Here is a 15,510-nt window from a genome sequence, read left to right on the forward strand (position 1 = left end):
CGGTGACCCTGCTGTGACCTGCATCCTTGCCAAGGAACATGCATCTGATGCATTATTCACCCGCCATACGAGAGGGGTCGGAGTGCAGCAGCAGGAGGGTGAGCCAGCCGGATCAGCTCGGCTGGAACTGGTCGACGGTGTGGTATTACTGCGGCCAGAAGACGCGGTCCTGCAGGCCATGTTGCGCGGGTGGGAAGCTCAACAGGTCGGTGGCCGCGGGTTGCAGCGCTCCTCGGTGCGCGACCGGCTCGGCGTGGTACGCCGGTTCCTGACCTACACCAACGAGTTCCCTTGGCACTGGACACCGGCACACCTCGACGAGTGGATGGTCGATCTGGTCAGCCACAGCGGGCGGGCCAAATCCACGATCCGCAACTATCAAGATGCGGTGCGGTCGTTCTGCGACTTCCTGGTCCGACCCGAATATCACTGGGCGGCAGAGTGTGAGACCCGGTTCGGGACGCATCCGGTGCAGATCTGTTTCGAGTGGAACACGCTGGCACATCTGACGAACTACGAGGGTCATCCGGATCGCCGTCCCATGACACGCGAGGAATTACAACGATTCTTCGACCACGCCGACACTCAGGTCGAATCCGCTGTACGCCGCCGTCGCAAGGGCGCGCTGGCAGCGTACCGGGACGCGACGTTGTTCAAGGTGATGTACGCCTACGGTCTACGTGTCCGGGAGGCAACAAGGCTCGACGTCACGGACTGGTACCGCAACCCGAAAGCGCCCGAACTGGGACGGTACGGCAATCTCGAAGTGCGCTGGGGCAAGGCATCCCGAGGCAGCCCGCCACGACGGCGCACCGTGCACACGGTGATGCCGTGGATCGTCGAGGTGCTTGAGGACTATGTGGCGAATGTCCTGCCCCGATACGGCTTCCCGGACCATCCCGCGTTGTGGTTGACCGAACGCGGAGGCCGGGTCATGCCTCGCAGCATCGAGCAGCGGTTCGTCGACTACCGGACCGCGCTGAAGCTCGACGCCGCACTGGTTCCGCACTGTCTTCGTCATTCGCATGTGACCCACCAAATCGAGGACGGCATCGATCCGAAGTTCGTACAGGAACAGGTCGGTCACCGGTATGCATCAACCACCGCGATCTACACAGGAGTAAGCGGGGACTTCATGAACACCATGATGCGCAGTGCTCTCGACAAGGTGTCCCACTCGGAAAAGACGGAACTTCGGTGACCGCGCGGCTCGATTACAAGTGGAACCTACGTGAGTTGATGGCACGTCAAGGTATGTTCCAGACCACCCACCTGCGGCCGAAGCTGGCAGAGCGGGGGATCGCTCTGTCCGACAGCCAGGTCTACCGGCTGGTGGTCGACAAGCCGGAACGTCTGAGCATGAAGACGCTGATAGCCTTGATCGATATCCTCGGCTGTGCGATGGAGGACCTGATCGAGCCCGTGGCGGTCGCGCAGCCGCAGCGCAAGAGCGCCGCCGCGGCCAGAGACGAGGCGGGAGTCGGCGATTTTCGTCCGAAACGAGCCAAAATCGTCACTGACCGTCCATGACCGGCGCAGAGGTACCTGCACGGTATCTGGCCGACCCGGTCGGGGTCATCAGTACGATCGTCGGCCACCTCGAACCCGGTTTGAAGGCGGCGACCATCGCGACGATCGCCGAGCAGGTTGCCAGGTCTCGCGTCGGCCGGCGGCAGCTGGCGAAAGCCCTCGAGGAGGACCCGTCGCTGTTGACCTCCGGCCGCACCGCCGGGCCACCGCTGGTCGACCGGTTCATTAGCGCGCTCCGTGCTTCCGGCGCGGTAGCCGTAGTGCAGCCGGTCTGCGCGAGCTGCGGCAAACCCGCCCAACGGATGGCCCAACACGACGACGACGGACTACGGATCTGCGTCACGTGCTACAACCGCGCGAGGGGCACGTTCGCGCCGCGACCGTGCGCGATGTGCCACCGTGTAGTGAGGCCATACAGCTACGACCGGCAGGGCCAGCCGCGTTGCGACCTGTGTCCGCCGGACCCCGGCGTCGATCACATCGAGATGATCTGCGAATTGATCAATGCCGTCGACCCGAGCGCGGACCGCGCCCAACTGCGAGAACTCATCGCACGAACAGTGCAACAGGCGGCCCAGCGTCGACGGGTCGCCTGGGACCTCGAGGATCAGCCGGGACTCTTAACCGGCGCCGCCGAGTCCGGAACCCTTGTGGTCCGGCGGCTCGTTGCCGCACTGGTCGACCATGGTGTCAAGGGGGTGGTGGCACCGCAATGCCCGTTCTGCGGCAAGACCAACCAGATTGCCTCACGGCGGGAAGGGCTGCCTTGCTGTCTGTCCTGCTACCAAAAAGTCCGTGCGAGGCCGTGCGAGCGTTGCGGCAAGCTACGAACGATCGCGGCGCGCACGCAGCAGGGGCAACCGTTGTGCGCGGAGTGCGCACGACAGGAACCCTGCAACCAAGAACGGTGCTCGACGTGTGGGCTGCTGGCAGCCATCGTCTCGCACCGAGACGGCGTGCCGATCTGCGTCGGCTGCTGGAAGCTGCCGTCGGCGATCTGCTCATTCTGCGGCGAGGACAAGCCCTGCCGCGGCGTCGACACGGCGGCGCCGCGATGCGTGAGCTGCTATCAGCGTGCCAGAACCGCTGTCTGCGCCCTCTGCGCGATGGTGCACCCGATCGGCGGACGCGATGCCGAGGGAAACCCGTTGTGCGCCAACTGCGCGCGGCGACGGGAGCCGTGCTGCCGGTGCGGACGCGTCCGACCGGTCGACGGCCGCGTCGATGACGGGCCTGTCTGCTGGACCTGTATCAAGACCGAGCCCGTCTACTTTCGGCCGTGCCGGGACTGCGGCACAGTCGCGCGGCTGCACCGCCACGGCTTCTGCGAAGGTTGCGCGGCCACGAACCTGCTCGCCGCGGCCCTGACCGGCCCGGACGGCACCATGCGCGCCGACCTGGAATCGGTACGGCACGCTCTCGCCACGAGTAACCCCTCCACCTTGCTGAACTGGCTGTACCGGCCTACCACATCGGCGATTCTCGGCCAGCTTGCCGCCGGAGACGGTCCCGTCACGCACGAGACGCTCGACGACCTGACGCCAGTGAGGGCCGCCCGCTACCTGCGGCAAGCCCTGATCTCGCAGAAGGTGCTGCCGGACCGCGATCGGCACTTGCACGCGCTGCAACGCTGGTTCGACCCGAAGCTGGCCACAGTCGACGATCCAGCCGACCAACACATGCTGCGCGGATACCTGACCTGGACTCACCTGCGCCGGCTGCGGCACCTCAGCGCACCGGCAACCCCCGGCGCGACGAACAGCATCAAGAACGAGATCACCAGCGCGATCAGCCTGATCGAATGGCTACACGCCCGCAGTCGAAGCCTCCGTGCCTGTACCCAGGCCGATCTGGACGAATGGTGCATGCTCGGCGACCGTACGCCGCGCCGCGCCCGCGGGTTCGTCGCCTGGTGCGTCGCACAAGGCTTCACCGGGCCCGCGGCCATCGCCGCGCCGGCCGTGTCGGCACGACCCCGCGTGTTCGCCGATGACGACCGTCGCTGGCGCATCACCCGCCAGCTGCTGCACGACGACACCATCGCCACCATCGACCGCGTCGCCGGCTTGCTGGTTCTGCTCTACGGCCAGCGTGTGTCCAAAATCGTTCGCCTGACGACCGACGACGTCCTGCACGCCGACGGCGCAGTCCAGCTGCGGCTCGGCCGCCAGCCGCTGGCGGTGTCCGACCCACTGAATTCGTTGCTCCTCAGTCTCGTCGAAACCCGTCGCGGCAAGGCTGCACTCGGCCACACCGACGATCACCGGTGGTTATTCCCTGGGGGCTTACCCGGTCAAGCACTGCACCCTTTGACTTTGGCCAAACGGCTGCGCGACGTCGGCATCCCCGGCCGGGTCAGCCGCAACACCGCCATGATCGAACACGCCGCCACGCTGCCCGCGAAAGTCCTGTCCGAACTGCTCGGCATATCAACCGACTGTGCGACTCGCTGGGCTGCGCTCGCAGGCACCGACGGCAACGGCTACGCCGCCCAGCTGGTCCGGCGTGCCACCGACTCGCAACACCGCTCGGTGTAGGACCGACGCCGAGCGCGAACATCATCCAGCGGATGCATTGCTCGTTGCTGGTCCGCTCTCGGCGGGCGCCGTCGATCGTGATGGTCAAAGCCAGTCTCGCAGCCGGTGAGCGAACCTTCTGGTAAGTAGTCTCCGGCGCAGAGCATGTGACTTACCTGCAGCTGGGGTGGCGATGAGCACTATCCGTCGCTGTTGTTCAGGATCTCTTCGACGATGATGTCGATGGCCTGCTCTTGGTCAGCGGATGGGATTTGCTCAATGGGCGGCAGCTCGACGCGAACGCGTCGAGCGACTACGTCATGTTTGGGCTTCAGCGTTTTGGCCCGCATGTCCTTGTAGACAGTCCAGGCGAGGGTTGCCATGCTGACAATCAGGGAGCCCAGTGAGACCGGATCGAAGTATTGGTTCGGCGTCGCTCGCGTATCCCGAGAGTGTAGGGCTGCCACTACATCAGCTTCCAGTCTTTGCCCGCCAATCGATGCGAGTCGGCGTGCCGCGGCGTGTGCTGCGCGTTCGACCGGTCCTTCGAATACCGGTGTCTGCTCACTCATTGTTCTCCTCAGCTGTACCACCGTCTTGGATGAACTTCAGGACACCTGTCGGCAGCGGTGCTCCAGTCACATCGCTCCAGATTTCCTCCAAGATTCGTAGACCGAGTTGTGTTGTCAACCGAGTCAGAGTTGATGGACCGGGGTCTGTTGCTGGATGCGGAAACTCGTCGAATAACGTCACACATCGGACCATCCATTCAAGTGCCTCGCGAATTTCCCCTCGAAGCTCGGCGAGGAGCCCCATCTGGGCATAGGTCCTGGCCATAGCGGGTCGATCACTCAGCTCCTCGTTGATGGTGAGGGATCGGCGGTACCACTGCTCAGCCTCGTCCAGTCGCCCCCGCCTCTGTGCCACGGTGCCGAGCTGGTGGTAGCTAAGGCTCATGCCGGGTCGATCACCCAGCTCCTCTTTGATGGTGAGGGATCGGCGGTACCACTGCTCAGCCTCGTCCAGTCGCCCCCGCGACTGCGCGACGGTGCCGAGCTCGTGGTAGGAAGCGCGAATGCGGGGTCGATCACTCAGCTCCTCGTTGATGGTGAGGGATCGGAGGTACCACTGCTCGGCCTCATCTGGTCGCCCCCGCAATTGCGCCAGAATGCCGAGGTTGTGGTAGGAGCCGCTCGTGCTGGGTCGATCACCCAACTCCTCGTTGATGACGAGGGATCGGCGGTACCACTGCTCGGCCTCGTCCAGTCGCCCCCGCAACTGCGCCAGAATGCCGAGCTGATGGCAGGAAACGCCTATACCGGGCCGGCGACTCAGCTCGTCGTTGATGGTGAGGGATCGGCGGTACCACTGCTCGGCCTCGTCCAGTCGCCCCCGCTTCAGAGCCACGGCGCCGAACTGTTGGTACGAGTCAGCCATGTTGGTCCGGTCACCCAACTCCTCATTAATGGTGAAGGATTGGCGGTACCACTGCTCGGCCTCGTCGATCCGCCCCCGATCCTGCACCAAAATGCCGAGTTGGTGGGTGATAGTTGCGAGCCGCGCGCGTTGCCACTTCGACTCAGGCTGTGCCAGCAGCATCTCGCGGATCTCGACATAGCTGGCTTCCGCGGCATCCATTTGACCTGCGAGATGTAGGCGATTGGCGTGCGCGTTAACCATGAAGAGCCACAACGAACCTGCCGGTTGATCGAGCGGTGGCGGGTTCCCGTCTGCATCCTCCAGAGTGAGGCGGACTCGGTCGGCCCAACCCTGAGCTTCAACGGTCAGTCCATCGCGACGCCAAAACAGTTCTAGGGGTTGAAGAATCTTCTGAGCCTCGGACCATCGGCGGTGTCGTAACGCAAAGCCGAGCATATGCCCCAGCATTCGGCGATGAAGGCCGATCATCTGATAGGCGTGCGCCGCGTCATCTGAGGTGATGTTGTCATGTAGCCAGGCTCCGAGGGAGCTGTAGGTATTGAGCAGTGCACGTTCGGCGGCGGCGCGGTCAGCCGTGTAGATTTCGGAGTCCTCGGCATTCCACTGCCAGGCCAGGTAGGCAGGCAGGGCAGGGTGGATGCCATATAAGGTCCCGCCTCGCGCAGTGAGCAGTCCTACTTCGGCGGCGTGGTGCAGCACGGACTTCCAACCGTGGAAGTCGATCCCGCGGAAGCGGTTGGGAACGTGCTCGTCTCTGGAGAACACGCTGAGAATAGTCGCGTCGGCGACACCGACACACAAGCTGAGCGCTACCAGCAGCCGCCGTGCGGTTGGATCGAGGTGGGTAATGGAGTAGGTGATGCTGGCCGGCAGCGACGTGGTGCGGCCATCCTCGATACTGTCAGGCAGTGTACGGGTGCCGCGTAGACCGGCCAGGAGGACGGCGGGGTCGGTGGTATCCAAATGGGGCAGCAGCAACCGCATGCTCAGCGGGTGACCGTCCAACCATTCCAGCAGCTCGGCGAACGCACGGGACTTTCGCCGGGGCCTCGCTGCCGGGTACGGGTGTAGCACGTGATCGGCGTACTCCACTGCCTCTTCGCGGGTCAGACCGCCCAGTTCGATGCGGCGCAGCTCGCCCAGCCAGGTCTCTGGAGTGCGACTGGTGACCAGTACGGCACTGCGGCCGCCAGTCGCAACCTCATGGAGAAAGTTGCGCAGCTCGTTTTTGGCCGCGGCGTCCAGCGGCGGGGTAGCCGAGGTGGGCTTGGGCATAGAGCACGCCGACTCGAAGTTGTCCCACACCAACAACAGCCGGCGCTCCCGCAGCACCTGATGGACCAGATCCCTGCGAACCGAAAGCTCCTGCAGCGCGAAGTCGACGCCGTACACGGCTAAACCGATAGCCGAGATCACCCCGTCCAGCCCGAACGAGGCGACGCCCGGCTCGAACGAATGCCAGATCACCCACTCCGGGCGCTCCACACCGCCGGTATCGCGCCACCACCGCCCGAACGCCTTTGCTAACTCGGATTTTCCGGTTCCGCCCGGACCGTGCACGAGCACCACCCGCTGCGTGCGGGCAGCGACCTCCAAGGTGTAGAACAGCCCATCTCGGCCGACGAACTCACCCACCGGCGCGAGCAGATCACCTTGGTGACTGGTATTGGAGGCGCGCAGCGCGTCCAGCGCGGCCTCCAGTGTCACTTCGGCGCGTGCGGCAGGTCGGATTCGCAGGTCGGGGAAGCGGACCTCGCGGCGCAGGTAATGCACCGGGATGACCCAATCCTTAAGCTTCACCTCACCCTTCGGGCTGGGGCGCTTAGGGCTACTTGCCATCCGAGCGCGACCGGCCAGTACTGCATCACCGACCGTGTCACCGGTGAACAGCCGCTCGTAGAATGCGGCCATGAACTCGGCTGCGGCCACCGCATAGACGCTGTAGGCCATCGCCACCACCGCCGATGCACCCCCCGCCAGCAGCCGGGTCGCTACCGTCGCCTCCAACTGCTTGCCCACCGCGCCGGACTGGCAGGCGTTGAGCACCACCACCGGCACCTGCGCCTCACCCAGCACCTGTCCGATCCGGTCCGCCGGTACCTCATCGGCACCACCACCAGGCTTCTCGAACACCAGCACGCCTTCGCCCGCCGGCTGACCGTAGCTCCACGGTGCGCCCGCACCGGCCCCGGCTCTGGCGCCGGAGAACATGCCATGGCCATCAAAATGCACGATCTGGAAAGGGCTCCCCGCCGCACGGGCTTCCCGCAATGTCTCGATCAGTGCGTCCAGAGTCGGTGGGCGCAGCACCACCAAGTCGATATCACCATGCACCGCAGCCAGCCGACGCAGCAGTGGGCGGGCGATCATCTGGTAGCGGACATCGTCGGCGCCGCGTGGCCGGGAGATCACCATCAACACCCGCAGCCTCGAACCCTCCACGGCGAAGCTAGGTCCCCACTGCGCAGTCGGCAGGCTACGACTGATCCCGACTCCGTCCAGCACCACGTGTGTAGGCAGCTTGGGGTCGTGCAGAAGCTCCCAGGGCAGCCCTAGCCAGGCAGGCACCGCCGACCGCAGGACGATCTCTGTCGCACCAGGCCGCACGGCACGGCTGCGGATGGTGACGTAGGCGTCACGTGCTGGGCCCATTCCGAACAGAGCGGAGAACATCGCCCTGCCCCACTCCGGTAGCTCATTGGCGATCCGGCTGCCCCGGTCCTCGTAGACACCGAACGGCGCTCGAAGGTAGTCCTCTAGGTACCAACGCAAATCCTCGGATTTTTCCGAATCCCACGGCCACGCCAAGGCCCCGGACGTGGTAGCCGTGCCCGGGAGTTCGCCGTCCAAGCACGTGGACACCGACACACACCCATTCTCATCAAGATCGACCAGCAGCCGGTCCACCACAGTGACGTCAGAGCTCCTCTCGCAGCATGCAGTCGCCAGCGATCGACGCTGCGTTACCTCATGTGCAGATCCATACACGGAGGTGGCGGCAGGGAGGGCACCCAAGGGGCTCATTCACCTGACCAGGTATGATGACATGTCACTTTGTGTAAACCATTAATGTCACAGTGTCACCATGCGGGCGGCTATTCGATCAGTTCTGATATTGCGGCTTACCAACACCGGGGCAGAACCGGCTGTCGGGCAGCCTGGGCGGCCTGCTGCTCGGCGGCCACGACCCCGACTCCGGCGACCTGGTCTACATCGGCGACGTCGGCACCGGCTTCAGCGAATCCGAGCGCGCCCGCCTGCTCGCTCAGCTTGAGGATCTCGAGCAGCGCAAGCACCCCTTCGCTGCCACCCCGCCGCGGGAGGACACCGCACGCGCGCACTGGGTGAAACCCGAGCTGGTCGGCGAGGTCGTCTACCGCCAGTTCACCCGCGGCGCCGGCCGCTTGCGCCACACCGCCTGGCGCGGCCTGCGCGACGATCGTGCTCCCGGCGAGGTGCGCGCCCCGCGCGCCCGCGAACGCGTCGTCGCCGAGACCGCGCCGACACCAGCCCGCAGAACCGCCACAGCACCGAAACGCGCGACTACCGCGTCAAAGACGAGCACACCGGCGCCGCCGATTGGGAAGAAGATCCCTGTACAGGCGGGGAAACGACGGCTTACGCTGTCCAATTTGGACAAGCAGTTGTACTCCGATGGGTTCACCAAGGGCGAGGTGATCAACTACTACTCCCGCGTCGCCGACGTCTTGCTGCCCCACCTGGCGGGCCGGCCGGTGACGTTCATCCGGTTCCCTGACGGTGTCGGCGGGCAGCAGTTCTTCGAGAAGAACGTTCCCAACGGCGCTCCCGGCTGGCTGCCCACGGTCCGGCTGGCCAGCACCGGTAGTCGCTCCGGCCGCGGGGAAGGCGAGATCGAGTACGCCCTGCTCGACGAACTCGCCGGGCTGGTGTGGGCGGCGAACATGGCCGCCCTCGAGCTGCACATCCCGCAATGGCGGGTCGACGGCGACGGCGGCCGGCTGCCGCCGGATCTGCTGGTGTTCGACCTCGACCCCGGTCTGTTGACCGGACCAACGGAGGACACGTCTGCGGGCTAACTTCACGCGACGGATGTCCCGGAAGAGCACCTCCATCGTGATCATGGAGGTGAGCGGATTGACTGGCGAGCCACAGCGGGTCATCGGTGGGATTCGGCTGCCGCGATGGGGTCGGGTCGTCGCAGCAGAGGGCTCGGGTCCATGGGTGATGGTCAGCCCTCACGATGGTCGCTGTCGCGTCGATCCGGAAGTTCCTGACCGAGCTCGTCGCAATGGGTAGGAGTTCGAGTTCGGTGCACAGTTACACTGATGCAATTAGTCTTCATTATTTACCTCGCGATCAGAGTACTCTCCCAATTCTGTCGGAAGCGGGCCTTTAAAGCTGGATCGATCCAGGTGAACCTCGCCACGGAATCTCGCCCCGCTAAACGTCAATCCTCGCGAGAAAGTTGCTCGATTCAATTCGACGTTACCGCCGAAGTCTGCATTGTCAAAGTTGACTTTGCCCTGAAATTCAGTTTCTCCAAAATTTACATCGCCGAGGACTTTCAGCTTCTGGAAATGAAACATCCCCTTCATTGGTCTAAATGAGTGAAATAAAAGGCTTCCATGGACGGTTGCTCCAGTAAATGAGGCGTCTCCACAAAAGTCGCCACCTAGGTGAACTTCCCCATGAAATGTCGATCGGTCAAACCTGGCGTCACCCCAAAAGTCGGCACTGAACTGCACGCCTTCGTTGAAGGTTGCCCCCTGAAAGCCCGCCAGCTTTCTGAATGTCATCATTAGATTAACGGAGCGTTCGAATGTGACATTATGAAAGTCTGCGTTTTCCGAGAATAGTGGACCCAAGAATGACGTGAATCCAATAAATCTTGATTCTTGAAATTCCGCAGCTCCGTCGAACATTGTCATATTGAACGACGTGCCGCTAAACATGGCTTTGTAGAAGCTTGTGTTACCTTTGAATTTAGTCCTACTAAAGCCTGTGTAATCCGAAAAAGTGACTTCCTTGAAGGATGATCCCTGTTCAAATTCGACTTCTTCGAAGTCGGCCGGGCCGTCAAATTTGGCTCGATCGAATACGGCCAACTTGGCAAATGCTGCCTTGTCGAGTCTGGTTGTGCCAACAAAGATCGCTTTGGCAAAGATCGCGGTTCGTGCAAAGCAGCAAGTGAAGTCGAGATCAATAAGAGTGGCGCCGGTCAGGTCAATGTCAACATCCTCCCAGAACGTGATGGACGGATTATCGTCATCTTCGCCATGACGTAGATGACCGGTCAGAATGCGCTGCGCGGTTAAGCGGACTTCGCGCTCATGAATACTCTCGTCTGCTAGTTCGCTGACACGGTTCCTTGTGGCGTCATCGTCGGACTCGGACGCCAAGCTGCTGGGCATGGGGTACGACATTCGCAAGTATGCACACAAAACGTTAACAACAGTCTGTCGCAAATTCGGAGCATCGGGGTTATCTTGCGCTAGGCGCTCGAACGCGTAAAGGCCGGCTAGGCGTACAGGTGCCTTGTTGGATCCGAGCAGGTCGGCAGCTTTGGCGTACAGCTCTGTAACTCGCCGCGCTGCAGAATCGGTTTCTGCAGCTGCTGCCACTCGATCTTGGTAAGCCTCCGTCTTGCTTGCAACAAGCTGTTGGTGTTCGAGTGTGCGTTCGCGGTTGTCCAAGTCGGCTTCGGTGGAACGCTGGCGCCGCCATGCCAGATAGAGAGCAAACATGCCACCCCCTCCGATGCCGATGCTCAATCCAACCTTGAGCGATTCAAGTCGCGCTGAGACCAATTCCTTGCCATCAAGGCCGCGCGTTCCAGCCCACCATAGAACGGTGACTACGGCGACGGTAAGAATTCCCACGCTTCCGGCGCCGACCAAAATTTTCCAACGGGGTATCGATTGTAGCCCTGGTCTCGGCTCAGCGGGCTCGGCGGCGGGTTTTGAGGGCAACCTGGACACGTATATGAAGTCGTCAGTGCCGGCGGAAGCGCTACAGCGCCTGCGATGCCCAAGCCTGCACTCGCCCATACCGTAGTATCCAAGAGAATGCTTACGCGGAAGGTTTCGAACTTCCTCGATCCATTCGTCGGCCTCTGGTGGCCACCCCGGCACTCAGGGTGATCGCCGGTCGTCCGGTCCGGCTACTGAGCCGAGAACCGGCCCTCGATCACTAGTCCGGTGAAGGCCCCGGCACGTCGATCGTGCATTGCGCCCGGGTCGCCGAGCGGCTGCGCGATGTCCTGTGCGGCGACGGCCTGACCCCGTTCGCGAAGACGTCCGGGTCGAAGGGCATGCAGCTCTACGCCGCGATCGACACCGACGACCCCGCAGCGCCGTCCGCCTACGCCAAGAAGCTCGCGCAGCGATTGGCCCGCGACACCCCCGACTCGGTCACCGCCGTCATGGCGAAAAACCAGCGCACCAACCGCGTGTTCATCGACTGGTCCCAGAACAACCCCGCCAAAACCACCGGCGCCCCATACTCGCTGCGCGGCCGCGACCACCCCACCGTGTCCACCCCGCTCACCTGGGACGAAGTCGAAGCGTGCCGCAACGCCCGCCAGCTGATATTCACCGCCGACGACGTCCTCGACCGCATCGACGACCACGGCGACCTGCTTGCCAACCTCCCCGAGAAACGCGCGCCACTCCCCTGACCTGCACAGACAGGTTTGGCGACGCTGGCGTCGGGTACTCGCCGGGGAGTACCTGTTGCAGTGGAAGGAGCACGTTGTGAAGGGCGACATCGAGACCTACCACGAAACCGGCCAGTGGAAGACCAAAGTCGAGGGAAGCGACCGCGCCGCGCACACCTTCGACACCAAGGACGACGCGGTCGCCAAGGGCCGCGAGATGGCCATCGAGCGCGGTGTCGAGCACTTCATCCGCAACATGGACGGCAAAATCGGCGAACGCAACACCTACCCGCGCAGCCGCGACCCCCGCAACATCCCCGGCTGAGCTGCCCCGTGTGCGGCCGCTACGCCTCCAGCACCAGCGACAAGGACATCGCTGCCGCATTCGGCGTCGGCGAGATCGACGGCGAGGAACTTCCGCCCTCGTGGAACATCGCCCCGACCCAGCAGGCCCGGGTCGTGCTCGAACGCAGCCCCCGAGCCGATCCCGACGCCGACCCGGTGCGGCAGCTGCGCAGCCTGACCTGGGGCCTGGTCCCGTCGTGGGCGAAGGAGGTAAAACTCGGCCGGCTGATCAACGCCCGCAGCGAAACGGTCACTGAGAAGCCTGCGTTCAAGGCCGCCGCCTCCCGGCGCCGCTGCCTGGTGCCCGCCGACGGCTACTACGAATGGGAACGCCGCGAGGACGGGAAAGTCCCGTACTTCCTGCACCACGACGACGACCTGCTCGCCTTCGCCGGGCTGTATGAACTGCGGCCCGACCGGGATCTGCCCGAGGAGCATCCCGACCGGTAGCTGTGGACCTTCACCATCCTCACCACCACCGCCCACGACGCCGTCGGCCACGTCCACGACCGCTCCCCGGCCCTCATCCCGGCCGAGTTGCGCGACCGCTGGCTCGACCCACATATGACCGAGCCCGACGCCGTCCGCGACCTGCTCGGCCAGGTGCCGGAACCGAAGCTGCAGCCCTACCCGGTCAGCACCGCGGTCAACAACCCGCGTAACAACGGCCCCGAGCTGATCGAACCGGTATGACCCCACCCTGCCGTCGGACCCGCGGGGACGCCGCTAGTGGTGCTCCTCGGGGCAAGTGCGTTCCAGGAAATCGGCGAGGTGATACCGCAGCTCCGCGAGGTGGCTGTAGCTCACCTCGATCCACCGGAAGCTGACGTACACGCCCGCGTCCACGACCGGGCCCGGTACGTGCAGCCAGCCGTGCTCCACGACCGGTTCGCGCCAGCACCCCAGGTCGAGGTCGCCATGCTGGATGTAGTCGAAGTACAGCGGCTCGCCCGGCACCTGATCCACCGCCGCGACCACCGGCACCACATCCGCGGCCGGGATCGCGAAGCCACCCGGCGGCCGCTGCGGATCAAGCACTGGCAGCGCGGCATCGGGAACCGCCGCTGCTTCTGCCGACGCGGCGGCGCCGCTACGGTCCACGCAGTCGGCTACCGCCCAACTACGAAAACACGCGCTGTCGAGGAACACCTCGACCGACCAGGTCCCCATTTCCGGAGTCGGCTCCAACACCACACCCACACCCACACCCCCGATCTCTTCGCCCCGAGTGTCCCCACCAGAGGTGAGCTCATCCGGCGAACTGGCTAACACCACTCGAACGAGTGCTGCACGGGCAGCAGCGACCGCGCAAGCTGGAAAAGAACAGGGCCGGCACGCGACACCATCGTCGAACCCGACGGGAAGTGTGGTCGATGACCAGCGAACGACAGGTACGGCTTCGCCTGGAGCACCGGACGGTCTCCGAATCCGCGTTCAACCCGCGCGACGAGCTCAGCTACCCCGGCATCACCATCGAGCGCGTCGAGCGCGACGTCGTCGTCGAGCAGACCTGGATCCCGCTGGGAACGGCTCCGGACTACGGCGACGACGAAGCACTCATCGCGGCGTGGCACGCCGCCGTGCAATGGAGCCGCTCTCACACCGACAGCCATCCGACCTAGACCTCGCTGCCCACGCCGCCACACGCAAGCGCCATCCGACTCGCGGGCCCACATTGACGTGGCGCGCGGGTTGACGCCCCAGGCCGTCGGTCACGGTTCGTGTGACGGCCCGGGGACTCCCACCCGTCCGGACCTGGTGCCCGGACGACGCCGATCATTCCAGCTGGGCAACACGTGCGCGCCCATCAAAACGGATCGCGTCACTTCCGACAGGCCGGGCCACGAGCATGCCGGCAGGAGCCGGGCGAGCTGGCGGCCCGCCCCACCGGTACAGCCAGCCGCCTCCAGCTCGCGGCGGAAAGACCGGCAGCCGCGCCCGGCTGGGTCAGGGTGTCGATCGTCGAGGTCGACAGGCGCTCGGGGTGCAGCGTGACCGCGGCAGCGCCCCACAAGGCATCGGCCAGCAGCCGATCGGTGGGCCGGCGCCCGGTGGCGATTTCGGCGACGGTCACCGTGTCCCAGAACAAGAAGTGCGCGGCATACACGTGCTCCTGCGGTCCCGCGACCGCGTCGACCGCGATGACCTTCGGGGCGCCGACACGGATCGAGCCCGAGCTGATCCTCGCTGTGCTCGCGCTCGGCATCCTGGCCGTATTCCGGCTCGGTACCGCCGCCGCGACCGGGCCGTGCCCCTGCGACGCAAGGCCGAGCTGACCCGAGATCAGTGAACCTGCCGGATCTGGCGTAACCGGAAGGGCTGACGTGTGAATCGCGATCCGGAACGCTCGGCCGCCGGGACTTCGACTGCCGAGAATTCGCCGAAGCGGACCAGCGGCTGGCGGAGGAAACGGTGACGGCCGAGGCGCGCAACCCGACGTCGGCCTGCCCGACCTCATCGAAGGCGACCATGCGCACACGCGGCATGAGCATCGGCCTCGATGACACCACCGTGCTCACCACGGCACACGACGACGCCGACTTCCCGCCTGAATTCGCCGACCTCGCCAGCGTCGCCCTCCCACCTCTGCGGGCAGGTCGTTCGCGGCATAGTCCAGGTCGGTCAGGGCACAGCGTCGGTGGCGGCTGACCAGATCGTTCCACTCGACATTCGCGGTCCCGCGGTTCCGTCCTGCGATTTCCACTGATGCTGGCGCGGTTCCCGACGAATGTAGGGTCTCGCCACTCGTGACCAAATCTCAATGATCCTGGCCAACGGTTGGCAAATATGCCATCGGATTGAGATTGATCAGCGCTGGGCCATCCAAGTGGGTCTTGGCGACTCGCCGATCGTCGTCGAGCACGCGCGGTGGTGCGGTGTAGGCCTGGAAGGCGTCCGACTGCTCACCTGCGACGGAGCACCATGATGTCGGATGTCCGAAGCTGCCGCCACGCAAACACTCCAAAACCGTCCGCCGAATGTAGGCAGCGGCACTACGCCTTATGGTCACTCGACGTGAGAGCGTCGTGACGGTAATTTCAA

The 15,510-nt window shown here is 64.4% G+C and carries 10 protein-coding genes and 3 pseudogenes; 8 read left to right on the forward strand and 5 right to left on the reverse strand.

Going from position 1 to position 15,510, the window contains the following annotated elements; genetic code table 11:
* Positions 1-82 precede the first annotated feature (82 nt).
* Genes QRY02_RS31280 through QRY02_RS31290 form a run of 3 tightly spaced genes read left to right on the forward strand, consistent with a single transcriptional unit; the run spans position 83 to position 4,067 of the window.
* Entirely contained in the window at positions 83-1,201 is a 1,119-nt protein-coding gene (locus QRY02_RS31280) for a tyrosine-type recombinase/integrase (protein WP_285986411.1), read from the forward strand.
* On the forward strand, positions 1,198-1,530 hold the full coding sequence (locus QRY02_RS31285) for a helix-turn-helix domain-containing protein (RefSeq protein ID WP_285986412.1): 333 nt from the start codon (positions 1,198-1,200) through the stop codon (positions 1,528-1,530). Before QRY02_RS31280 ends, QRY02_RS31285 begins: the two co-directional genes overlap by 4 nt.
* On the forward strand, positions 1,527-4,067 hold the full coding sequence (locus tag QRY02_RS31290) for a site-specific integrase (RefSeq protein ID WP_285986413.1): 2,541 nt from the start codon (positions 1,527-1,529) through the stop codon (positions 4,065-4,067). Before QRY02_RS31285 ends, QRY02_RS31290 begins: the two co-directional genes overlap by 4 nt.
* A gap of 179 nt (positions 4,068-4,246) precedes the next feature.
* Here QRY02_RS31290 and QRY02_RS31295 read toward each other — a convergent pair whose 3' ends face one another.
* Together QRY02_RS31295 and QRY02_RS31300 are read right to left on the reverse strand one after the other, a co-directional pair.
* A complete protein-coding gene (locus QRY02_RS31295) occupies positions 4,247-4,618 on the reverse strand; it encodes a hypothetical protein (protein WP_285986414.1) in 372 nt (123 codons plus the stop codon).
* On the reverse strand, positions 4,611-8,393 hold the full coding sequence (locus QRY02_RS31300) for a CHAT domain-containing tetratricopeptide repeat protein (RefSeq protein ID WP_285986415.1): 3,783 nt from the start codon (positions 8,391-8,393) through the stop codon (positions 4,611-4,613). Before QRY02_RS31300 ends, QRY02_RS31295 begins: the two co-directional genes overlap by 8 nt.
* Before the next feature lie 224 nt (positions 8,394-8,617).
* On the opposite strand from QRY02_RS31300, the pseudogene ligD (QRY02_RS48965) reads away from it, so the two are divergent.
* Positions 8,618-9,505 (forward strand): annotated as a pseudogene (ligD, locus tag QRY02_RS48965) (non-homologous end-joining DNA ligase LigD); the annotation flags it as partial.
* 294 nt (positions 9,506-9,799) lie between these two features.
* Here the strand turns inward: ligD (QRY02_RS48965) and QRY02_RS31310 are convergent.
* Positions 9,800-11,347, reverse strand: coding sequence for a pentapeptide repeat-containing protein (locus QRY02_RS31310; RefSeq protein ID WP_285986416.1), 1,548 nt, complete (start codon positions 11,345-11,347; stop codon positions 9,800-9,802).
* Positions 11,348-11,670: 323 nt separating this feature from the next.
* On the opposite strand from QRY02_RS31310, the pseudogene ligD (QRY02_RS31315) reads away from it, so the two are divergent.
* The 3 genes and pseudogenes from ligD (QRY02_RS31315) to QRY02_RS31325 form a co-directional block, all read left to right on the forward strand.
* Positions 11,671-12,144, forward strand: a pseudogene (ligD, locus tag QRY02_RS31315) (non-homologous end-joining DNA ligase LigD); the annotation flags it as partial.
* Positions 12,145-12,220: 76 nt separating this feature from the next.
* Entirely contained in the window at positions 12,221-12,448 is a 228-nt protein-coding gene (locus QRY02_RS31320) for a DUF2188 domain-containing protein (protein ID WP_285986417.1), read from the forward strand.
* Positions 12,449-12,456: 8 nt separating this feature from the next.
* Positions 12,457-13,161, forward strand: a pseudogene (locus tag QRY02_RS31325) (SOS response-associated peptidase).
* 33 nt (positions 13,162-13,194) lie between these two features.
* Here QRY02_RS31325 and QRY02_RS31330 read toward each other — a convergent pair.
* A complete protein-coding gene (locus QRY02_RS31330) occupies positions 13,195-13,668 on the reverse strand; it encodes a hypothetical protein (RefSeq protein ID WP_285986418.1) in 474 nt (157 codons plus the stop codon).
* Positions 13,669-13,841: 173 nt separating this feature from the next.
* On the opposite strand from QRY02_RS31330, the gene QRY02_RS31335 reads away from it, so the two are divergent.
* Positions 13,842-14,090 (forward strand): hypothetical protein, encoded by a 249-nt coding sequence (locus QRY02_RS31335; RefSeq protein WP_285986419.1) that lies wholly within the window; start codon positions 13,842-13,844, stop codon positions 14,088-14,090.
* 200 nt (positions 14,091-14,290) lie between these two features.
* On the opposite strand, the gene QRY02_RS31340 is transcribed toward QRY02_RS31335, so the two are convergent.
* Positions 14,291-14,674 (reverse strand): hypothetical protein, encoded by a 384-nt coding sequence (locus QRY02_RS31340; RefSeq protein ID WP_285986420.1) that lies wholly within the window; start codon positions 14,672-14,674, stop codon positions 14,291-14,293.
* Positions 14,675-15,510 lie beyond the last annotated feature (836 nt).

It is taken from the genome of Amycolatopsis sp. DG1A-15b (genome assembly GCF_030285645.1).
GTDB lineage: Bacteria > Actinomycetota > Actinomycetes > Mycobacteriales > Pseudonocardiaceae > Amycolatopsis.

Excerpts from the sequence above, each read along its gene's own strand:
- QRY02_RS31340 (WP_285986420.1), bottom strand. The coding sequence starts at position 14,674 with ATGCCGAGCGCGAGCACAGCGAGGATCAGCTCGGGCTCGATCCGTGTC.
- QRY02_RS31295 (WP_285986414.1), bottom strand. The coding sequence starts at position 4,618 with ATGAGTGAGCAGACACCGGTATTCGAAGGACCGGTCGAACGCGCAGCA.
- QRY02_RS31290 (WP_285986413.1), top strand. The coding sequence starts at position 1,527 with ATGACCGGCGCAGAGGTACCTGCACGGTATCTGGCCGACCCGGTCGGG.
- QRY02_RS31335 (WP_285986419.1), top strand. The coding sequence starts at position 13,842 with ATGACCAGCGAACGACAGGTACGGCTTCGCCTGGAGCACCGGACGGTC.